General features: G+C 54.0%; 17 protein-coding genes and 3 pseudogenes. 9 read left to right on the top strand and 11 right to left on the bottom strand.

The genetic code is table 11. The annotated features are described in order from the left end of the window. Positions 1 to 62 precede the first annotated feature (62 nt). The 4 genes and pseudogenes from FFS57_RS18025 to FFS57_RS18010 all read right to left on the bottom strand — a co-directional run. Positions 63 to 977, bottom strand: a pseudogene (locus FFS57_RS18025) (SLATT domain-containing protein); the annotation flags it as partial. A 262-nt stretch (positions 978 to 1,239) separates the two neighbouring features. Then, positions 1,240 to 1,534, bottom strand: a pseudogene (locus FFS57_RS25870) (transposase); the annotation flags it as partial. A 596-nt stretch (positions 1,535 to 2,130) separates the two neighbouring features. Next, positions 2,131 to 2,691 carry a dihydrofolate reductase family protein gene (locus FFS57_RS18015; RefSeq protein WP_137939205.1) on the bottom strand — a complete coding sequence of 187 codons (561 nt, stop codon included), beginning with the start codon at positions 2,689 to 2,691 and terminating at the stop codon, positions 2,131 to 2,133. A gap of 435 nt (positions 2,692 to 3,126) precedes the next feature. Further along, a complete protein-coding gene (locus tag FFS57_RS18010) occupies positions 3,127 to 5,304 on the bottom strand; it encodes a diguanylate cyclase domain-containing protein (RefSeq protein WP_137939204.1) in 2,178 nt (725 codons plus the stop codon). A 312-nt stretch (positions 5,305 to 5,616) separates the two neighbouring features. Here FFS57_RS18010 and FFS57_RS18005 point away from each other — a divergent pair, with 312 nt between their 5' ends. Continuing rightward, positions 5,617 to 6,108, top strand: a complete 492-nt coding sequence (locus tag FFS57_RS18005) for a hypothetical protein (RefSeq protein ID WP_137939203.1) — start codon at positions 5,617 to 5,619, stop codon at positions 6,106 to 6,108. 12 nt (positions 6,109 to 6,120) lie between these two features. Here the strand turns inward: FFS57_RS18005 and FFS57_RS18000 are convergent, their stop codons facing one another. Then, a complete protein-coding gene (locus tag FFS57_RS18000; protein ID WP_137939202.1) occupies positions 6,121 to 6,699 on the bottom strand; it encodes a hypothetical protein in 579 nt (192 codons plus the stop codon). Positions 6,700 to 7,100: 401 nt separating this feature from the next. On the opposite strand from FFS57_RS18000, the gene FFS57_RS17995 reads away from it, so the two are divergent. From FFS57_RS17995 to rbsD, 6 genes are all read left to right on the top strand, one after another. Further along, positions 7,101 to 8,051 (top strand): sugar ABC transporter substrate-binding protein, encoded by a 951-nt coding sequence (locus FFS57_RS17995; RefSeq protein WP_137939201.1) that lies wholly within the window; start codon positions 7,101 to 7,103, stop codon positions 8,049 to 8,051. A 445-nt stretch (positions 8,052 to 8,496) separates the two neighbouring features. Continuing rightward, positions 8,497 to 10,038, top strand: coding sequence for a sugar ABC transporter ATP-binding protein (locus tag FFS57_RS17990; RefSeq protein WP_137939239.1), 1,542 nt, complete (start codon positions 8,497 to 8,499; stop codon positions 10,036 to 10,038). Between the two features lie 7 nt (positions 10,039 to 10,045). Continuing rightward, on the top strand, positions 10,046 to 11,044 hold the full coding sequence (locus FFS57_RS17985) for an ABC transporter permease (protein ID WP_137939200.1): 999 nt from the start codon (positions 10,046 to 10,048) through the stop codon (positions 11,042 to 11,044). Positions 11,045 to 11,075: 31 nt separating this feature from the next. Further along, positions 11,076 to 12,104, top strand: a complete 1,029-nt coding sequence (locus FFS57_RS17980; RefSeq protein ID WP_137939199.1) for a LacI family DNA-binding transcriptional regulator — start codon at positions 11,076 to 11,078, stop codon at positions 12,102 to 12,104. A 74-nt stretch (positions 12,105 to 12,178) separates the two neighbouring features. Continuing rightward, positions 12,179 to 13,102 carry a ribokinase gene (rbsK, locus tag FFS57_RS17975; RefSeq protein ID WP_137939198.1) on the top strand — a complete coding sequence of 308 codons (924 nt, stop codon included), beginning with the start codon at positions 12,179 to 12,181 and terminating at the stop codon, positions 13,100 to 13,102. 171 nt (positions 13,103 to 13,273) lie between these two features. Beyond that, on the top strand, positions 13,274 to 13,669 hold the full coding sequence (gene rbsD / locus FFS57_RS17970) for a D-ribose pyranase (RefSeq protein ID WP_137939197.1): 396 nt from the start codon (positions 13,274 to 13,276) through the stop codon (positions 13,667 to 13,669). Positions 13,670 to 13,919: 250 nt separating this feature from the next. On the opposite strand, the gene FFS57_RS17965 is transcribed toward rbsD, so the two are convergent. Continuing rightward, entirely contained in the window at positions 13,920 to 15,680 is a 1,761-nt protein-coding gene (locus tag FFS57_RS17965) for a hypothetical protein (protein ID WP_137939196.1), read from the bottom strand. A gap of 448 nt (positions 15,681 to 16,128) precedes the next feature. On the opposite strand from FFS57_RS17965, the gene FFS57_RS17960 reads away from it, so the two are divergent. Together FFS57_RS17960 and FFS57_RS25865 are read left to right on the top strand one after the other, a co-directional pair. After that, positions 16,129 to 16,827 (top strand): hypothetical protein, encoded by a 699-nt coding sequence (locus FFS57_RS17960; protein WP_137939195.1) that lies wholly within the window; start codon positions 16,129 to 16,131, stop codon positions 16,825 to 16,827. Position 16,828: 1 nt separating this feature from the next. Next, positions 16,829 to 17,251: a hypothetical protein gene (locus FFS57_RS25865; protein WP_249384058.1), complete on the top strand. Its 423-nt coding sequence runs from the start codon at positions 16,829 to 16,831 to the stop codon at positions 17,249 to 17,251. 148 nt (positions 17,252 to 17,399) lie between these two features. Here the strand turns inward: FFS57_RS25865 and FFS57_RS17950 are convergent, their stop codons facing one another. The 5 genes and pseudogenes from FFS57_RS17950 to FFS57_RS17925 form a co-directional block, all read right to left on the bottom strand. Continuing rightward, a complete protein-coding gene (locus FFS57_RS17950; RefSeq protein ID WP_137939194.1) occupies positions 17,400 to 17,612 on the bottom strand; it encodes a hypothetical protein in 213 nt (70 codons plus the stop codon). Between the two features lie 371 nt (positions 17,613 to 17,983). After that, positions 17,984 to 19,072: an RHS repeat domain-containing protein gene (locus FFS57_RS17940; protein ID WP_137939193.1), complete on the bottom strand. Its 1,089-nt coding sequence runs from the start codon at positions 19,070 to 19,072 to the stop codon at positions 17,984 to 17,986. Between the two features lie 91 nt (positions 19,073 to 19,163). Then, positions 19,164 to 19,577 carry a DUF4279 domain-containing protein gene (locus FFS57_RS17935; protein ID WP_171014046.1) on the bottom strand — a complete coding sequence of 138 codons (414 nt, stop codon included), beginning with the start codon at positions 19,575 to 19,577 and terminating at the stop codon, positions 19,164 to 19,166. A 10-nt stretch (positions 19,578 to 19,587) separates the two neighbouring features. Continuing rightward, complete coding sequence (locus FFS57_RS26290) at positions 19,588 to 20,121, bottom strand: RHS repeat-associated core domain-containing protein (protein ID WP_502705925.1); 534 nt, start codon at positions 20,119 to 20,121, stop codon at positions 19,588 to 19,590. A gap of 55 nt (positions 20,122 to 20,176) precedes the next feature. Next, a pseudogene (locus FFS57_RS17925) lies at positions 20,177 to 20,477 on the bottom strand (transposase); the annotation flags it as partial.

The raw sequence follows: 20,477 nt of genomic DNA, 5'->3' as shown, positions 1-20,477 counted from the left end.
TCTTTCATGGAACTTGTGTGTAATGGGATGCCTTTAAATGGCGCTTACTTTTGACCAAGCAGCTAGACACCTGGTACAGCAATCAAAACATCCACAACCTTGCCGCTTGCTACATCGACCACAGATCTCAACGCCACGTTGTTGCCGTTGGATTCCTGAAAGTGCATTACCACGTCTTTCAAGCCAGGCTCAACTCTGCTAAACACAAACGAAAGAGTCTTCGCATCCGATATCTGTTCAACGCCCGCTACTGCAACCTTTACTTGCCCTTGAAGCCTGGTGATCGCCCCGTCAACCTTCACTCGCACTGCTCCCGGTACATTCGCTTTTCGCGCTGCCTCAGATACCTTTTCCTGCTCTGCACGGGCCTGGGCGGCCTCTTTCTCAGCCTCGTCCTGAATCTTTTGAAGCTCCTTGAGTTGCATTTCGACTGCACCGCGCTGATCTTTGATCAGCGAAGCGAGGCTCTCAACAGCCTTGGCAAGTTCGCTACTCCACGTCACAGTTTCGGTTTCAACGATCTTCGACGACTCAGCCACAACGTTTCTGAAAAGCTCTCGTGCCTTCTTACTGCCATCTACATCGACTTGGGCATCAAAACCTGATTTCAGTATCTTCCAGTCCCACTCAATCAATCTTAACAGGGTTTTAATCCGCAACATGGCTCCCGAATAGCGGGACCATGTCGATGTAACCAGAAATACCTGATTCAAACCAACGAGAAGTCCTGCGACTAGCAGACAGGCGATAGCAGCCTGCGCCCCAGATGCGAAGCTGATGCCAAGAAAATTAACTGCACCAGTCGGGTTAAGTAGCGGTAAGAGTATGCCGCCGGCGAGGCCAGCAGTAGCTGCGACTCGAATCAGCCACGAGAATGCGATATAGCCCCAACGATGCCGGCGATACCAGTTGTAATCATCCGTGACCTGAGTGACGGCCACTTTGTACTCGTTTTCCAGTTCAGTGAGTTCCATGCTTAGCTCCTCGTGCGGTGGTCGTAAACGTTGTTGCCGATGCCTAACGCAAAACTATTGAACCGGTCTGATTTTGTTTTGACTGACCTGTCTTCTTTTTAAAACAAAGTGTTGTATACGCTTAGGCCGCTCTGCACAAATCAGAGTCAGACCGAATTTCATCAAACTTCAGTGAATTCCTAGTGATTTTGGCGCGTATGGCACCTCAAAAGCCCGTTTTACCGGGCTTTGAGCCCGCTCAAGACGCAATTGGCCGCTGGCGGCGTCAATAGTGGTCGGCACGCAACACATTGGACAAGGCTGCCAGGCACAAAAATCGGCTGAGGTTCTTCACCAGCCCCCGGTAACGCACCTTGGCATACCCGAAACGTACTTTCAGATCGAAAAACACATGCTCAACCTTGGCTCGACGACTGGCCAGCTCATGTTCAATATTGATTGCCTTTCTTGCTCTGGCTCATCTCGGGATCTCGCTCTCCCGCCGCGTTCTTGGTCGAACTGGGGACGGCGATCAGGCTGGCATCGACAATCGTGCCTTGTTTCAGAAACAAACCTTGCACATCCAGTTGCTGCTTGATCAAGCTGAATAACTCGCCGGCCAGCTATCATTACCGCCACACTTGGCCATGGCCCTTGCCACCCAATCTGGTCGGATCGATCCTGAGTTCAGCTCGGCGAGTGCTTGCTCATAGACCTGCTCGTCTTAAAGACATCGGTTTGATAGCGTGCTTTTTCGAGGCGAAGTTTCTCGACCTCCAGTTCTGCAACCGAATCACGAAAATGAGGAGCTGAATCACCTGCCATGAATTCCTCCACCTAAGAATCTGTTCAATGTCTGATTGCAAAACCATAACCGGGGTGCAAGTGTTACTTAGCGCGGCTAACAAAACCCTTCTGGCGTTGTTGTGCAAACTTGTCGTACTTTCGTACTGCCTTCGTTTGCACGCCTAACCAGAACCACTTCGCTAGGTTTTGTTAGCCGCTCTTAACATCCTCACGTATCACACATACTTTCCGGTTTTGCGCTGCGCTGGCAACTGCTCATCACAAACTTTGAACAAGTTCACAACATGAGCTTAGCGGCGCGGCAGCGTGTACCGTCCCGCGGCATCAACTTATTAGACGGCGCCTGGTTCGTTGCCAAAAAGTCTTTCTCCTACCTTCTCGGCTCATACCTCATCGCTACCACTCCCGAACCAAATTCCAGCCGGCTCACGAGCTTCAAGTCCACATGTTTCGATAGCCCCACGAACAACGTCGGCCCATGGCCTGCGAGCCTGGGCTGCACCACAAATTCGTACTCATCGATCAGCCCCAGCTCCGTCAATGCCAAAGGGAGCGCCACACCGCCCACGAACAGTCCCTTACCCGGCTCCCGTTTGAGCTGCTGAACGGTACTCTCGAGATCCCCGCGCACGAGCTCCGCATTCCAATCGACCTGGTCCAGAGTGCTGGATACGACATACTTCTTCTTCGCATCAATCGCTCGCGCGAACGGTTCCATCCAGGGTTTCATCCATTCAGGCCTCACCCCGGCCCGTGCCGGCGCTCGCCACGCTGTTTCCATCATTTGGTAGGTCACCCGGCCAAAGAGAAGAGCATCGGCCCGAGCAAGATTCTCGGCCGCGTGGCGATGTAACTCTTCGTCCGCGACAATTGCACGATGATCGCAGCACCCGTCAATTGTGACGTTGATGGAATACCGAAGGGGTCGCATTGCGTAACATCTCCTATAGCGATAGCGCCGCCCGACATGCGATCACACCCTTTAGTGTTGTAGGAAAATTATTAATTGCAACAACGTATTACATGCCAAATATTGCAACTTAATCTGATTCAGCATGGCATCTCGAATTCATGCCGTTTCTTGCTTTGCGATCCCCAAATCACACCTGCTGTGGGTACCATCCCCTGCCCTTTACGTTGCGCCTGCCCCCACCGTCCTATCTGAGCTGGCTTCGATGTTCAAATACTGGATTCAGTCATCATATGCTCGCCCGCTCGTAACACAGACACCAACACCAAGTCGGTATGCCCTGCGAAATCCGGCAAATCCACCGTGAACATGTGGTGGCAGAATACCAGGGAGCACCCACCGTGGCTGCTGAGTGTGTCTAGCCTGCCAATGACAAGCGATATCCCAAAGTCTGGGTCAGATCGGGCTACCAAATACCCGATTCCGTCCGCTCTTTTTGGCGGAATACAGGGCTTGGTCTGCGCCATACATCAGAAAGCCTTCTGCCGTTGCCTCACTGGGCACGGTGGCGGCAACACCCAGGCTGAGGGTGACATGATCGGCAGCACTGGATGCCGCGTGGGGAATCTTCAGTGTGCTGACGGCTTTGAGCATGCCTTCCGCAATGAAGATGCCACCCGCGAGGGTGGTATTGGGCAGCAGAATGACAAATTCCTCGCCCCCATAGCGGGCCAGCAGGTCACCTGGGCGGTGCAGTTGGTCCTGCAGGGCATTGGCGATCTTGCGCAGGCATTCATCACCGGCTTGATGTCCATAGTGGTCGTTGTAGTTTTTGAAGAAATCGACATCGGCAAAGATCATGGCCATCGACTCCTGAAGACGTGCTGCACGGCGCCATTCATGAGCGAGATAGTCATCGAAGTAGCGCCGATTGGCGATGCCCGTCATGCCATCCTGGTTGGCTTGGCGCAACAGTTCGGTATTGGCTTGGCGCAATTGCAGATTGGCTTTTTCTGTCTCACGCCGGGCGGCTTCCAGTTGTTCAAGCGCCCGCTTCAAGCTGTCTTCGGCCACCTTGCGTTGGGTCACATTGCGTCCAATATAGGCGGCGCCACACACCTCCCCCACTTCATCACGAATCGGGCAATAGTTCACTTCGTAGTATTCGTCACCTTTTTCAACACATTTCCAGACCTGGGTATCGGCAAACACATCGCCGGTCAGTGCACGATGCCAGTTGGTGAAGGTGCGGGCCATGGCCTCCGGCTGATCGACCAGGCTGACCAACAGGTTGGTTCCCAAGGCCACGGGCAAGCCGTAGTTGTATTCAAAGGCCTGCTTGAAGGCAGTGTTGTAGGCGATCAGTCGACACTCCCGATCCAGTGCGGCAATCAGGTCATTGGTGCCCTCGATGATGCCAAACAAGCGCATGTGCAGCAGACGAAGCGCGGACACCGATTCGCGGAACTCTGCTTCCATGCGCTTGCGTTGGGATACATCCCGCAACGATACCAGCAGCAAGTTGCGTCCTTCATGGCGGATGGCGCTGAACAAGGCTTCGGCCTGCAGCGATTCACCGGCATGGTTGATGCGGATGACATCCAGCATCACCTGCTCGCCGCGACAAGCACGGCGGTAAATGTCTTCCAGCCCGAACGGGGTCAGATCAATGTCGGGCGCTGAAATCAATTGATCAAACTGGTGCCCGATCAACCAGCCACGGTTGGTCCCCATGTGTTCGCAGGCATGCTGGTTGACATCGACGATGCGGCCACTGTTATCAACCAGGAAGAATTCGTCGCGCGCCAGATCGAACAGGGATCGCAGGCGTTCCGACTCTCGAAGGGATTCCTCTGCCATGCGACGATTGGTGATATCGCGTATCACCAACACGAAGACGCCCCCATCCCGTGGGGCGTCAGCGATCAGCTTGCCGTAGATTTCTGTCCAGATATAGTGCCCATCGTATCGCAACACACGGCACTGCAAGGTCACACCTTCAGCATACCGAGTCAGATCTTTGAGGGCTTGCAGGACCAGGTCCAGATCATCCGCATGAACCAGATCATGAGGCATCTTGCCAACCAGCTCTGTTGGTTGATAACCCAATACCTCACGACAGGCAGGCGAAATATATTCAATCCGGCCTTCGAGCGTGTGTTCGGAAATGATGTCCTTGGCTTGCTCGGTCAGCAGTCGGAACCGCTTTTCATTGGCAATCAGCGTTTGCTGACCTGTCATGGCAGCGGTTTCATCACGTACCAGTAACATTTGATGGCCAGGCTGCAATGTACAAGGCGTCAGGCTGTAACTGACAAAACGGGGCCTGCCATTGGCTGTGCGCATTTCACCATAGCCTGCACCCGTACCTGGGCGTATCAACTGTTGTAAGGTGGTAGGTATACAGAAATCGCGCAGTGCTCGTTGCAACAGGTCATCGCTGGATGCTACCTCCAGCAAGGTTGCCATGGCAGGGTTGGCATAGGTAATGTGGCCTGCTTCATCCAGTTGCAGCGCTGCATCACGACACAGGTCGAACAACGCAGGCAGGGCCTCCATGTCTTTCGCTTGCTTGCGTCGCCGCCACCAACCGATCACCGTATCCACCCCTCCCGTTACAACGTTTTTTGTCATCGCCCTTGCTGACACGGATGCGTGCCGCCCCGCCAGGTTCTGCTAATATTGACTGGCGGGAGACAAGGGCGATCTTGTATCAATCTTGTATCGGTATAGCACGGCTGCCGCATGAAGCGCTGCCAACCATGACGCGGCCTGTCTTGGCATCAGCCTGATGCACCCGTTTTCACCCATGACGGTGTTCACACCCAGCCCCTGCTGGCAAACCACGCCACGCGCCGACACAAGGGACTTCGCCGGATTATGCCATTGCATTTAAGGAATTTGAATTTACTGACACCAAAATGGCGAAAACCAACAATCGCCTTGGTGCTACTTGTTTCTCTGTCAAATGGCGTTTTCAGCGCCGAAACAGCCCCATCCTCACCGCAACAGGCCAGTGTCGAACGGTCGGCCTCATCACCCGACAGTAGTTGGTTGTGGTGGATTGGCGGCATTGCACTGGCCATGATCTGCGGCCCATTGGTGACGCTGAAGATGACCAGTCGAACGTCAGCATCCAATCGCAACAACAGCTCGACAAAGCGCCAACAGCATCAGCAAGATAACCTCGACCCACCAAACCCATTACCTATTACGCCCGATACCATGATATCCGGCACCTTGGCTGCAGGCGGCATGACGGCGCTGTCTGCCAGCACGCTACCAGATGCCGATCCAGACACCGCCCAATGCCGACCTACCGCAAAGGACAGTCAGGATATAGATCAATGCCCCAACGACGATTGGGAATCCGACTCAAGCGCTAATAGTGATTCGGATTCCGGCTCGTCGTCGGATTCCAGCAGTAGCGACGATTGACACGCTGCCTGGTCAATGACGGCGCATCAACATCAACCCTGTCAATAGCAGCGCCAGCGTGGTCGGCAGTGGTACCGCGATGACAGCCACGTTGCCAAACTGATGATATTGCCAGGATTGAATCCAGCTGACTGACGTCACGGCAGCAAAATCACTCCCGAAATCCACATGCTGGAACCCAAACAGGCCGTCCAGCGTGACCTGTTGTCGGACCGTACTACCATCTGCACGTGTACCGACGAACACCACAGCAGTCGGATCATAACTGGGTTGGCGCCAGGCTTCAGACAGATCCATGGATACCAATGAGAAGGTGGCACCATCCTCGCGTGTGAGTACTGTTGACAAGCCATCCCAGCCATTGGTCAGGGCCACTTGCCCGGCAAAATCCGGTGATGCACGCCCCCACACAAAGAAGGCATCATTTTCCACCCGGCTGCTGCCGATTCGATAACCAGCACTGGCATAGCCGGCAATACCGTGATCCCCAGCCGAGGCCAGATCGGCAAAGTCAATGAGTACGGCATGGCTTGATGATGTCGCAGCCAATGCAGCTATTGCCAATAGCATTCTGAAATTTTGTTTCTTCATTTCATCCTCCAACTTATTGGTTTTCAATGGACGTCTCATCACCCAGTGTCGTGCCATGACTTCTGATTGTCTTGATTATTTGTGCGTCACTCCAATGAAGACCCTTGAAAAAACCATCAGACAAAACGTAGTAAAGCTACGTAAATGGCTTGCCATATCAACATAAAGCATGGTGTTTGCCATGTCGCAGCGCAGCATCGGAGTTGCTTGACAGTCTTGACACCTCTCATCAACACTACCGCAAACGTTTGCGCAAACGTTTGCGCATGCATAAATACCGAAATAATCAAGTAAACCCCGTCAGCATGATCTGACAGAGCATGCTGCAGGTGTGCCGAGCCTCGCCAAACGCTTACACACCGCCTCTTAAACAAACCGAACCGCCGCAAAGGAGATTTTGGATGACCACCCGCCGTCACACACTGAAGATGCTTGCTCTGGCTGTCGCCGTCGGTGCCCTGCCGTTTCAGCAAGCCAATGCTGCCGGCAATGCCAAGCCCAAGGTTGCACTGGTGATGAAATCACTGGCCAACGAATTCTTCCGTACCATGGAAGATGGCGCCAAAGCACACCAGAAGCAAAATGCAGCCAAGTATGACCTGGTCGCCAACGGCATCAAGGACGAGACCGATACCGCAGGCCAGATCAAGATCGTGGAGCAAATGATTGCCCAACGTGTTGACGCCATCGTGATTGCTCCGGCTGATTCCAAAGCCTTGGTTCCGGCCATGAAGAATGCCGTCGATAAGGGGATTCTGGTCGTCAATATCGACAACCAGTTTGACGCTGGTGCCTTGAAAGAGAAAAGTTTGAGTATCCCCTTCGTTGGCCCGGACAACCGCGCCGGTGCCAAGCTGGTTGGCATGCATTTGGCCAAGCAACTAAAGACTGGTGACAAAGTCGGCATCATCGAGGGCGTCTCCACCACCTTCAACGCCCAACAACGGACACTGGGCTTCCAGGATGCGATGAAAGCCGCAGGAATGAATGTTGTGGCAGTGCAATCCGGCCAATGGGAAATCGAAAAAGGTAACACCGTGGCCTCCGCCATGTTACGTGAATACCCGGATCTGAAAGCCCTGCTGTCTGGTAACGACAACATGGCCCTGGGTGCAGTCGCTGCCGTGAAGTCATCCGGCAAGGCCGACAAGGTGAAGATCATTGGTTACGACAATATTTCAGCCATCAAACCCATGCTGTCCAGCGGTCGTGTCATTGCCACAGCAGACCAGTATGCTGCCAAGCAGGCCGTATTCGGTATTGAAACCGCGCTGAAGGCCATTACCGAGAAAACCCCGCAGCAATCACTGCCAACACAGGTGCAAACACCAGTGGATCTAGTCACCAAGTAATCTGGCTGTAAGCAACTGTTCAATACGTTGTTGTGCGACCGCGATCGGGGCTCACGACAGATGTTGAACAGATGCTGGTGTGGTGTTTCACGTAGATTGCGACTTAATAAAAGTGATGGATTTCACGACGAATCGAGGCGCAAACCACAGCCATAGCGAGCTATGGCGAGGATTTGCAACGAAGCGTCGGCGTGAAGGACGCACTTTTATGTCTCAAGAAAAGTGAAACACTACACTAGTGGGCATGAGCCTCGACCAGGGTGCGCCTGCCCACTATGCCTTTCAAAGCCGGACATGTTTTTTGCCTGGCCATGTGTGACGTGCCTGATGGCCGTCACGCTTGATGTTTTACACCAACGCCAGCCTGCGCACCCCGCGCCGGTCGATCTGCACGTTCTGCCGATCGACCATCAGACTGGCCTTGCATTACCGACAGGATGTGGCCATGACGCCCCCTACCCCATTATTGAGCGTTGCCGGTGTGGCCAAACACTACGCAACGCCCGTGCTGAGCGATATCGATCTGGTGCTGCACGCTGGCGAAGTGCTGGCGCTGACCGGTGAAAACGGCGCCGGCAAGAGTACGCTTTCAAAAATCATCTGTGGTTTAGTGCCTGCGACCAAAGGCACCTTGACCTTATCCGGCCAGCCTTTTCAGCCCGCTTCACGCAGCCAGGCCGAAAAGCTGGGCGTGCGGATGGTGATGCAGGAACTGAGCCTGATCCCTACATTGAGCGTGGCTGAGAATCTGCTGCTGGATAAATTGCCACACCGCTTTGGCATGATCGACCGTCGACAACTGCACGAACAAGCTGCCAAGCAAATGGCCGCCATTGGGCTGGACATGATTGACCCGAGCACACTGGTCGGCTCGCTGGGTATTGGTCATCAGCAAATGGTGGAAATCGCCCGTAATCTGGTAGGCGATTGCAAGCTGCTGATTCTGGACGAACCAACCGCAATGCTGACCGACCGCGAGATTGCCCATCTGTTCGAACAGATTGCCAAGCTCAAGGCTCAGGGGGTTGGCATCATCTATATCTCGCATCGCCTGGATGAGTTACAGCGCATCGCCGACCGTGTCGCAGTCTTGCGTGACGGTCGCCTAGTGGATGTACGGCCAATGGCCGGGGTGAGCCAGGATGAGCTGGTGCAACGCATGGTTGGCCACGCCGTCGATGAAGGGGCAAGCCGCCCACGCCGCCAGGCTGGCGCCGTGCGTTTGACCGCGCGCAAGCTACGGCGAGGTCAGCTGGTACAGGACGTGGACCTTGAACTGCGTGCGGGTGAAATCATGGGCCTGGCCGGCCTAGTGGGTGCAGGTCGAACCGAATTGTTGCGGCTGATGTTTGGTGCCGATCGCAAGGAAAGTGGCGATGTGTTTCTGGATCAGACCAGCACGCCAGCCTGCATCGATTCGCCGATGGCAGCCATTCGCCATGGCATCGGCCTGGTGACCGAAGACCGCAAGGCACAAGGGCTGCTGTTGAACCAGCCGATTCGCGTCAACACCACCTTGGCCAATCTTGCGCCTGTAAACCGTCGCGGCTGGCTCAATCACGCAGCCGAGCTGGATATCAGCCGCCACCTTGCCGAGGTTTTACACGTCAAGTGCAATTCGGTAGATCAGGCGGTCGGCGAACTCTCTGGCGGTAATCAACAGAAGGTCATCTTCGCCCGCTGGCTGCACCGCGATTGCAATGTATTGCTACTGGATGAGCCGACCCGTGGTGTCGATATTGGCGCCCGTGCCGACCTGTATCAGGAGCTGGACCGCCTGACGGCAGCTGGCAAGGCCCTGCTGATGGTCTCCAGCGACCTGCGCGAGCTGATGACGGTATGCGACCGCATCGGGGTGATGAGCGCCGGCAAACTGGTAGCCGTTTTCGAACGCGGCCACTGGACAGAACAAGCGTTACTGGAAGCCTGCTTCAGCGGTTATGCCAATCTCGCCAATACGCCGCATGCTGCGGCAGCATCTCATTGAGGTACCCATGCAATCTTCAACCCAAACCATGACCCCTCCTTCCACGCCCGCCACCGGCGGTAAATTGCGTGGTGCCATGGGCACCTACATTGGCCTGCTTGGTACGCTGGCCGCCATGATCGCGTTGTTTGGCTCGCTCAGCCAATACTTCCTGACCATGGAAACCTTCATCACCATCGCCAACGACATACCAGCATTAGCGGTAATGGCAGTCGGCATGACGTTCGTACTGGTCATCGCCGGAATCGATCTGTCAGTCGGCTCAGTCATGGCACTGGGCGGTGCTGTCACCGCCATCGCACTACAACAATGGCAGTGGGGCGTGTGGCCAGCGGCCCTGCTGGGTCTGTTGACTGGCCTGGTATGTGGCCTGATTACCGGCATGGTATCGGTGGGTTGGCGCCTGCCTTCATTCATCGTATCGCTGGGCATGCTCGAAATCGCCCGTGGCAGTGCCTATATTGCAACCGACTCACGCACTCAGTACATCGGCACGACGGTGGAATGGCTCAGTGCGCCCATTGCCGGTGGCATTTCACCGGCCTTCATTCTGGCCTTGCTGGTGGTCATCGCGGGCCAGATCGTCCTGACACGTACCGTGTTCGGCCGTTACATGATCGGCATCGGCACCAACGAGGAAGCCATGCGCCTGGCAGGTGTCGACCCACGCCCGGTCAAAGTGGCCGTCTTTGCACTGATCGGTGTGCTGGCTGCCATTGCAGGGCTGATGCAGACCTCGCGCCTGGAAGCGGCTGATCCGAATATGGGCGTCGGTGTCGAGCTGCAGGTGATTGCTGCGGTGGTCATTGGCGGCACCAGCCTGATGGGGGGCCGTGGCTCGGTCATCAATACCTTTTTTGGTGTGCTGATCATTGCGGTGCTGGAGGCCGGCCTGGCACAGGTTGGGGCCAGCGAACCCACCAAGCGCATCATTACCGGCTGCGTGATCGTGGCTGCCGTGGTGCTGGATATGTATCGCGAACGCCGCCGTACCCGCAAGGCTTGATCAACACCCGCCCAACCCAACGGAGCATGGCATGGCCACAATGAAGGAAGTCGCTCACCGCGCTGGCGTATCGGTCACGACCGTGTCACATGTGCTGAATGGCACCCGGCACGTCAGTGACGATGCCCGCGGTCGCATCGAGCAGGCAATTCGCGACCTGTCCTATGTGCCGAGCGCGGTGGCGCGCAGTCTCAAGCACAACGTCACACACACGGTCGGGATGATGATCCCGAACAGCTCCAACCCTTATTTTGCCGAAATCCTGCGGGTGATCGAGTCACGCTGTTTCGATGCAGGCTACAACGTCATCCTGTGTAATTCGGATGACAACCCGCACAAGCAAAGCGTGTATCTGCGTGTACTGACCGAGCGCCGGATTGACGGCTTGATCGTGGTCACCTCCGGCGAAGATGCGGGATTGCCTGAACTATTGGCAGACTTGACGTTACCGTTGGTATTGGTGGATCGCGAAATGGAAAACGTTGATTGCGATCTGGTCGAAGTCAGCCATGTGCAAGGTGGCTATCTCGCCACCCAGCACCTGCTCACACTGGGCCATCGCAATATCGCCTGCATCAGCGGCCCGACCGAGCTGTCACCCAGCGACCAGCGTATTGCCGGTTGGCAGTTGGCCATGGGTGAAGCAGGTATCGAGCCAGCAGACGACGCATTATGGCGCAGCGATTTCACCAGTCGCGGTGGTTATCAGGCCATGCATGCGCTGCTGCGACAGCCACAGCGCCCCAGTGCAGTGTTCGTTTGCAACGATCTGATGGCCATCGGCGCAATGTGTGCTGCCTACGAACTGGGCATTCGCGTGCCGGATCAGCTATCCGTGATCGGCTTTGACGACATTGAGCTTGCCTCGTTCAGCAGCCCACCGCTGACCACGGTGGCACAACCTAAGGAACGCATCGGCGCACTGGCTGTGGATATGTTGCTGGAACACATTCAGGGGCGGCGCGATGAGCCGCGCCGCATCATATTGCAGCCGGAGCTAAGAATACGCAGCTCCACTGCACCGTTCGACCCCGCTACCGCTTTATCGCGGCACGGGTGAAGCATCATGAACTGGCATTGTCCCAATTCCAGCAGGGATTGGAACAACTCATTCAACCAACCATTTGAACTCTCATGACCACACAAAAACCATCCACACGTCGTCTCGTTGTCGTTGGTAGCTTGAACATGGATTTGGTAATGCGGGTGCCGCGCGCACCTGAAGCAGGTGAAACGCTCACTGGTTACGACTTTGCCACCCACCCAGGTGGCAAAGGTGCCAACCAGGCCGTTGCATGCGCCCGGCTCGGTGGCAAAGTGACAATGATCGGCCGGCTGGGCAATGATGCGTTTGGCCACAGCCTGCGCGATGGCCTGATTGCCGAAGGCATTGCAGATGATACTGTCGGTTGTGACGAGGGTACCGCCACTGGCGTTGCCATGATCATGGTGGACGACTCCGCACAAAATCGCATTACCTTGGCACCCGGCACCAATGCCAAGCTGACACCAGCCCATGTCGAACAACAAGCTGCGTTGCTGGACGGTGCGGCAATGTTGATCCTGCAGCTGGAAGTGCCGATGCCAACTGTATTACGTGCCGCAGAACTCGCCAATCGTTATGGTTGCCCCGTACTGCTGAATCCAGCCCCCGCCACCTCACTGCCAGACAGCATCTGGCCGCTGATCGATTATCTGGTCCCCAACGAGACAGAAGCCTCGTTACTGACCGGGTTGACGGTCACTGACCCAGCCAGTGCCACTGAAGCCGCCAAAATCCTGCTGACCAAAGGCATACGTAACGTACTGATTACTTTAGGTGCGCAAGGGGTATTGATTGCCAATAGCGAAGGGGTTCAACACCTGCCAGCATTCCCGGTCGATGCAGTCGACACAACTGCGGCGGGCGATACTTTCATTGGCGGCTTGAGCACCGGCCTGGCGGAAGGGCTGCCGTTAGGCGACGCAGTACGCCTGGGACAACGTGCTGCCTCGGTCAGCGTGACACGCCACGGCGCCCAGCCTTCCATCCCCTACCGGGCTGAATTGGATAGTTGATGCGTTACCCTGGCATACAGCCGTTGAATTGTACTCCGATGGTATACCAGAGCCGCTAGAGCAGAACCTCAGCCGGATTGATATGAGCCTGCCCGCCTTCCCGACGGGCAGGTTGTTGAATGCCTGATTCATGGCGATCCGGTACATGCACTTGAAACAAGAGAGCAGTAAATGAAGAAAACGCAGTTGCTACACCCTGATCTGTCTGATGTCATCGCCCGCCTGGGTCATGGAGACACCTTGGTCATCGCCGATGCTGGCCTGCCCATTCCCGACGGCCCTCGCCGAATTGACTTGGCCCTGACCCCGGGCCTACCCAGCTTTGATGCGGTACTGGCAACCATCCTGACTGAGATGCATGTGGAACACATCACGATCGCCAGCGAACTGGCCAGCCACAACCCGCCCGTTGCACAACAACTGGCCGATCGCCTGCCAAACATGACTACCAGTTTGGTTGACCATGAGCAATTCAAGGCACTGACCGCCAATGCCCGCGCCATTGTACGCACTGGCGAATGCACACCTTACGCAAACGTGATTTTGCGGGCTGGTGTCGTGTTTTGATCTAAAAGCGGGAACAGTCGGTCACCGACCCATGACAACGCGCTCCCACCAACATCGCCGATGCCGGTGGCATGCATGTTGGTGATATGAAGCCCATTCAATCTCAGAATTCGCTCACGATCTGTGATGAACGGCCTTCAGCAGGATAACGCGCAGCACAGAAGCTGGGTGGGTGGGTAGGTGATACATGAGCGTGTTGCGCGGCACATGAGCCCCAGTCACACAATGAGACACTGAACAGGTTTCACTTTCAGAACAAGGCCGCATCCAATGCAGCGGCGGCCGTCCGGTTCAGCAACAGCATTTCGGTTACTCTGCCAGCCTTGATACGCCAACTATTGGCCATGACTTTCCCCGCGATCGACGATTGCAACACAAAATCCGGCAGGTGTCCGTTATGGGCAAACACCGGATCCCACTCCAACCCGTTCATCCAGGCCCGATTTGCTGACGGCACATTGACGACCAGCACACCACCGATCAGCTCCATACTCCATGCCCAGCTACCAGCGTCCGGCAAGGCCTGGTTGGTATCTTGTCGAATAAAGCGCACTGTACCGGTTCGGCCACCATTGGCATCACTGGCTGTCTGAGTAAAACGCATACCCAAGCTGCCAATCACATAGTCGTTACCTGATTCCCCATACTTGGTCAACAAACCGTCAGGCAACGTCAGCGTCGAATGGGGCGTACTTTGGAAACGGGTATACAGATCATTGGTGTTCGTCATCGTCACCCGATAGAGCTTTGTACCAGATGGCCATACTGCATCTGGGTTCCGTAAAGGCCATGTCACGTGGCTACTCAAACGATCTCCAGATACATCCAACTGGGTCAGCCGCAACTTGCTGGTGCTATTGCTACGAGCACTGGCCACCGTACTGCGGCCATCCACCTGGTTGAACTGGATAGCACCCTCGAACAGGCCAATCAGCACGTTGAAATCGGTTGACTGGGAACCATAAACCCGGCTTGGGTGACCATTCAACTCGGCAAATTTGCATGGGCTCACCATCGATATCAAGCAGTCGTCAGTACGGACATCCGATTGCGGCCCGCCCGATCCGGACTGTGCGCTCAAGCGCATCTTCAACACCGTACCGTCAGGCTGACGATAAGGATAGACATAGAGTTCGGATTCGCTCAATGCCTGGCTCAGCGAAATGTTCACCGCGCCTGCCTGCTGCGCCAAGGCCGCCTCCAGCGAGGCACGTGTCAGCACCGGCAAATGAACGACGACACTGACAGGGTCAAAGGCCTGCACATCACCCGCCGGTAACTGATTCACAATTTGACCCGCATGGCCCAACAATTCTGACGCCAGCAAATTATGCACAATACGCCATTGCGCGCCTGGCAGGCTACCTCCCCAAGCTTGCTCTGCCGCCTGCATACGCACACCCAACTGATAGGCAATAACCCTCGCCGCCTTATGCAACTTGATGGCTTCAAGCCGGTTTTGCTTGTTCTGTTCCGCAGTCAGCCTGTCACTATCCATCGGCTTCAGGAAATCGGCATTGATCGGAAATTTTGGATTCAGCTGAAAGCCATCCCGAACCTGGCTTTCGACTTCGGCATAGACGGTACCAGGACGGGTCATCATCTTGGCCCGCATCAACGTAGTAATCGGGTTGATCACGGCAAACAATCCCGTCGGTGTCCCCAATCGATAACTTCGGCCCACCGCCTGCCCGGTATCCATATCGACTGCTGACGATGGCACATCCACCCAGATGGTCGGGCTTACCACATCGGCTGAAATCACCAATGCATAGCGCCCGTCAGCATCTGTCACGGCAGACGGCTCACCTGTATCCAACTGGCCATTCTCGTTCAAATCTGCAAACACAGTGGCACCTTGCAAATAACCATCTGCCACAATGCCTGACAAGATATGGGTCGGCGGCGCATGCTCGCTACCTGAGCCCCCACCGCAACCAATGACTGCGAATGACATCAACGAAGACACCAACAGACCACGTATCGCCACGGCCACCTCAACTAGAATCATTACTCTAAAACCGGAGTATGCCAACGACACGCAATACTGTCATGCGGTTTTTCCCACAGGGAACACAAAGCCTGACTTAACCCACGATGCTGACCGATCAGATGCCGAATTCGGTCTACCTTAAGGTGGCCAGTCCACACCATGGTGAAAGTGCTTCATCACGACGACTCTGGACATTTAAAATGGCGAAAGACCCTATCTCGGCACCCCTTCTTCGATCTGAACAGTACACTACACTGACAATGGCCACGTGCAGCAGAGTTGTCGATCCAATGTGCATTAGATGGATGTCCATGCCACACAATAAAAATCAAAGACTTGACTCAGGGTTTCGTACCATCATTATAGTAGATGGCCATAACAATCATATCTAGCCATCAATCGCTTGATCACAATGGTCATTATGATATTTGAAATAATTACATTTAATATTAAGAAAGTTGAACCCATGAACACTGAACTCCCAAAAGTGAATCCCAATACAGTAGATTTTAGTGGCTCAGCAGTATATGTGAATCGAACTTCACGATTTGTTCTTTCCATCCCTAACTTGAGAGAAGCCGGCGAGTTACTGATATTTCCTGAGGGAGATTCAAAAGTGGGGCAACCGATGAAAAAGAATCAAATTGGCTCAGCTGATCGCGGGGTGATCTTTTTCAATGGGAAAGACAGCGCTTGGCAAGCAGTCCGTGCAAATGGTAACGAGGCGATACTGATTAACGACATTTCAAAAGAAGATGCGGATCTACTTAAATCACATATCGACAGTCTAACAACTGACGGACGAAAATTAACCCTACAATCAATCAAAAATATTCTTTCATACGCTCGAAATGAAATTGGATTAATTGATTTTTACCACAAAAGCCTAGCTTCAATTAAAAGAGACATGATAGCCATGTCTGTAAAGAATCCATATTACATGATCGTCACCAAATCTAATAAACACCGCGCCATTTTCGTTGATAAGCCATTCTCATTCGACGGCCCCGTTCAGCAAAAATATCCCAATGGAGCCGTACTCGTAACGGATGGAAGAAACACCTGGGGTATCGCTACGGATGTGTTCGTGAAAAACTTTAAACGAATTGAAGGTGATCAAGAAATATCTTTAACATCAACAGATGGAATGTTAAGACTACAATAGAATGATCAAGACCGTTAAATGGGCAGACCTCGCTTTCCCAGTGCCAGGTCAGGCGCTTGTTGAACGCGTCATAGATCGCCCGTGGCGTGTTGAGGTGGTCGGCGTAGACGTGGTAGATCAGCGGTTTGCTGGGGTCAGTGCTGTTGGGGCGCACCACCGCGATCGGGGTGTCGCCCAGCCAGAGGTGATCCTGGGTCGGGCTTTGGGTGGCCGGGTCGGCATGTTCCGCCAGCAGGTGGCCGGCTTCGTCGTAGACGAACTGGATCGGTTTGCTGTTGGCGGTCTTGAGTGCCAGTTGCCCTTGGGCGTTGTAGAAGAAGCTGCTGACGCTCTGGCCGTTCTTCAGGGCGTTGCGCGGGCGGCCGGCGTTGTCGTAAGTCAGGGTGATGCTGCCATCACTGGTCTGGTTGCCGCTGGCATCTAGGGTATAGGTTTTGGCAGTGCTACCAGTCTGTTTCAGCAGACCGGTTGCTGACCGGGTCAGATTAAAACTAACCCAGCCAGTTTTCCAGTTATCGATGCGTCAACTTTTCAGCATTCAAGCAGCACCATAATCGTCCGGGACTTGACATTTAATCAAGCCTCCTTAATTTTGACTCATGGATCTCAATTGATGTTCCATCCTCGAACTCTATTGTATAAACCACACCGCCAGGAAAACCCTTAAAATATGCACCATCGTGATTTTCAAAAACTCCAACAACCCATGCTTTACAACCAGGGCGGCAATCTTGAGGGGCATCATCAGCAACTATAACCTGATCATCATAATCAAATTCACTCATAGCTTGGCTTACTCCTAATAAATTGGCAGATGAGGATTTCCTGTATCTGTTGTAATACCTGGTCGATGGCCATGTGACCCTTTTGCAAGTGGATCCTTCTGATTTTTGTGCCCACCTCTATCCATGCGAACACCAGTTGGCCTTCCATCTGGGCCTAGCACCTGCTGATAATCTCCATTCGGGGAGGTTTGTATCTGTTCACCCAGGGCGGGATCGAACTTGCCAATGGCATCCTAAACTATGGCTTTCGCATGTCTAGCATGTGGGCTTTTGTGTAGGGCAAGCGTACTTTCATCAGTGAAAGTACGCTTTTAGCATAAATCAGCTGGGGATTTTGGGCGCTTTCCCCAATTTGGCGATTCATCGCGAGCCTAACTTCCATGCCAAATGAAAGTTCGATCCCGCCCTATCTGTTCACCTGTATCCACTGGAATTGCATTTCCATTCGCATCTACAGCTACAACTGGTTGACCAACTGGACCGGTATAAGGATTAGTATTCCCCGTTGAATTTTGTGTGTCACACAAATCCCCGCACTTACACGGATTCTTACACTGTCCGATATTGGATGGAATCAGAATCATGCTTAGTACGGCGCCACATCGCATTAAAGCAGGGCCAATTGTAGGAATGAGATTCGGCAACAGGCCTGAACCAGCAGGATTAGCAGATGCTGGAAACGGGGTAGATTTGACCGGGGGTAACGGTCGCATTGGCCTCGGGAATAGATTCCCCAATGGTGGCGCCACTGTCGTTTGTAACCCATTGACGTCAATCAGGTCGATAGGAGAGGCTTGGACGTACCCATACGTATTTAGCCCGCCACCAAGCCCAATCGGATCACTCTGAATGTACCGCCCCGTCTCCGGATTATAGGTCCGATACCAATTATGACTCAGCTTGATGCCATGATCCCAATACTGCCCCGGGAAGCGCAGGTTATACACGAACTGGCTGCCGTTCTTGTCCGCATCCTGATCCGGTAGGGTGTTGCCGAAGGCTTCACTTTCCCAGCGCCAGGTCAGCCGTTTGTTGAACGCGTCGTAGATCGCGCGTGGGGTGTTGAGGTGGTCGGCGTAGACGTGGTAGATCAGCGGTTTGCTGGGGTCGCTGCTGTTGGGGCGCACCACCGCAATCGGGGTGTCGCCCAGCCAGAGGTGATCCTGGGTCGGGCTTTGCGTGGCCGGGTCGGCGTGTTCCGCCAGCAGGTGGCCGGCTTCGTCGTAGACGAACTGGATCGGTTTGCTGTTGGCGGTCTTGAGTGCCAGTTGCCCTTGGGCGTTGTAGAAGAAGCTGCTGACGCTTTGACCGTTCTTGGTGGCATTGCGCAAGCGACCGGCGTTGTCGTAGCTGAGGGTGATGGCGCCATCGCTGGTCTGGTTGCCGCTGGCGTCCAGGATATAGCTCTTGGCATTGCTGCCGCTCTGTTTCAGCAGGCGGTTGCTGGCCGGGTCGGACATCGTCTGGCCCTGCCAGTTTCACCACATATCAGCAAGTCAAATAGTCATAGCTCAGGCAAGCCATGCCCTGATCACCCGGGTGACTTGACAATTATCCAGCTGCCCCATAAATATCAAATGCCATATCAACACCCAACTCACCGAGCTTCCTCATTAATTCATAACTAAACACATCCCCCGTATTCCCCTCTGAATACCAGCCAATGAAAAATTCAATTCGTCCATCACACGCCCTAATTTTTGAAAGTAACTCCAAGTGAGGTGTGAGCTCATTTGTGACTCTATCTAGCATCTCACTTAATTCCTCACCAGTCTGTTGCGGAATTTCAAATGAACAATAGGATGTTTCATAAACCCCACCCAGCGATACCCCTTTTGGACTCATACGCGGCTCGCCAACTTTATGTATCCATTTTGGCTTCCATTTAAGCAGGCTACAAATTAGTTCCGGGTTGATCTTTTCACCAAAAAATCTTAAGGATAAAGAAAATCTAAATTTATTCACAAAAACCCCATCAAGGCAAATAATCTTGATAATGACCGTGATTTATTGCATTACCGCTTGGATCGCTAGTTATTACCTCTCCATTCGGAGTCACTCCCGTCCAGTCTTTAGGCCCAGCTCCAACCCCATCCTTTATTCCATGTACGTCTTCCCTGTCTAGCCCAGGAATTGTATCTATAGGTTTCGTGCCCGGTGGGCAATCTTTTGGCTTTGAACCTTGCTTTGACTTAGCAAAGTCAAAATTCGACAACTTTCCTTTAGTTGAGTTCTGGTTAGCAGGTTCATCCCACCAGTAAGGGCGAGAATTGCTTGGCCTTGGAAAATGAGTAGGTCCTATCCAATTAGGTGGCCGGCTAGGTGCAAAAGCTGGAGGAGGAGGAAGTATCGGAATCGGGAGAATAAATAGTCCAAATGGATCGACATGTTTAGTTGGCTTGCCAGCCACATACCCATAAGTATTCAACCCACCATCCAGCCCAATCGGATCACTCTGAACATACCGCCCCGTCTCCGGATTATAGGTCCGATACCAGTTATGACTCAGCTTGATGCCGTTATCCCAATACTGCCCCGGGAAGCGAGAATCAATGGGGTCAGTGTCAATGATTTTTAGCTTCCCGATACTTCGCAGACTTTCTGTCCCCTCCTCGCCCCAGTGGAACCGCCCGCCGTCCTATCTTGGCTTCAATTTGCGCCTGGAACCGCTCATCACCCAAGACCCACGCCTTGTTTGTCGCCTCCCGGATCGCCGCGATTTCCCGTTCTGGCATTGTTCCCTGGAACAATGACCGGTAAACGCGCTGTCGTTCTTCCTCTGTCTTACCCAGCTTGAGATACAGAGCATGTGGCGTTAACAACTGGATCGGCTTGCCCAAGGCATTACCCTGGTAACTTGACCAA

It is taken from the genome of Chitinivorax sp. B (genome assembly GCF_005503445.1).
GTDB lineage: Bacteria > Pseudomonadota > Gammaproteobacteria > Burkholderiales > SCOH01 > Chitinivorax.
Note: the sequence above shows the minus strand (reverse complement) of the source record. Positions and strands in the feature narration are given on the sequence as shown.

What these genes read in the sequence shown, in the direction of transcription:
- FFS57_RS18015 (WP_137939205.1), bottom strand. Translation starts at nt 2,691, where the DNA reads ATGCGACCCCTTCGGTATTCCATCAACGTCACAATTGACGGGTGCTGC.
- FFS57_RS18010 (WP_137939204.1), bottom strand. Translation starts at nt 5,304, where the DNA reads ATGACAAAAAACGTTGTAACGGGAGGGGTGGATACGGTGATCGGTTGG.
- FFS57_RS18000 (WP_137939202.1), bottom strand. Translation starts at nt 6,699, where the DNA reads ATGAAGAAACAAAATTTCAGAATGCTATTGGCAATAGCTGCATTGGCT.
- FFS57_RS17995 (WP_137939201.1), top strand. Translation starts at nt 7,101, where the DNA reads ATGACCACCCGCCGTCACACACTGAAGATGCTTGCTCTGGCTGTCGCC.
- FFS57_RS17990 (WP_137939239.1), top strand. Translation starts at nt 8,497, where the DNA reads ATGACGCCCCCTACCCCATTATTGAGCGTTGCCGGTGTGGCCAAACAC.
- FFS57_RS17985 (WP_137939200.1), top strand. Translation starts at nt 10,046, where the DNA reads ATGCAATCTTCAACCCAAACCATGACCCCTCCTTCCACGCCCGCCACC.
- FFS57_RS17980 (WP_137939199.1), top strand. Translation starts at nt 11,076, where the DNA reads ATGGCCACAATGAAGGAAGTCGCTCACCGCGCTGGCGTATCGGTCACG.
- rbsK (WP_137939198.1), top strand. Translation starts at nt 12,179, where the DNA reads ATGACCACACAAAAACCATCCACACGTCGTCTCGTTGTCGTTGGTAGC.
- rbsD (WP_137939197.1), top strand. Translation starts at nt 13,274, where the DNA reads ATGAAGAAAACGCAGTTGCTACACCCTGATCTGTCTGATGTCATCGCC.
- FFS57_RS17965 (WP_137939196.1), bottom strand. Translation starts at nt 15,680, where the DNA reads ATGATTCTAGTTGAGGTGGCCGTGGCGATACGTGGTCTGTTGGTGTCT.
- FFS57_RS17960 (WP_137939195.1), top strand. Translation starts at nt 16,129, where the DNA reads ATGAACACTGAACTCCCAAAAGTGAATCCCAATACAGTAGATTTTAGT.
- FFS57_RS25865 (WP_249384058.1), top strand. Translation starts at nt 16,829, where the DNA reads ATGATCAAGACCGTTAAATGGGCAGACCTCGCTTTCCCAGTGCCAGGT.
- FFS57_RS17950 (WP_137939194.1), bottom strand. Translation starts at nt 17,612, where the DNA reads ATGAGTGAATTTGATTATGATGATCAGGTTATAGTTGCTGATGATGCC.
- FFS57_RS17940 (WP_137939193.1), bottom strand. Translation starts at nt 19,072, where the DNA reads ATGTCCGACCCGGCCAGCAACCGCCTGCTGAAACAGAGCGGCAGCAAT.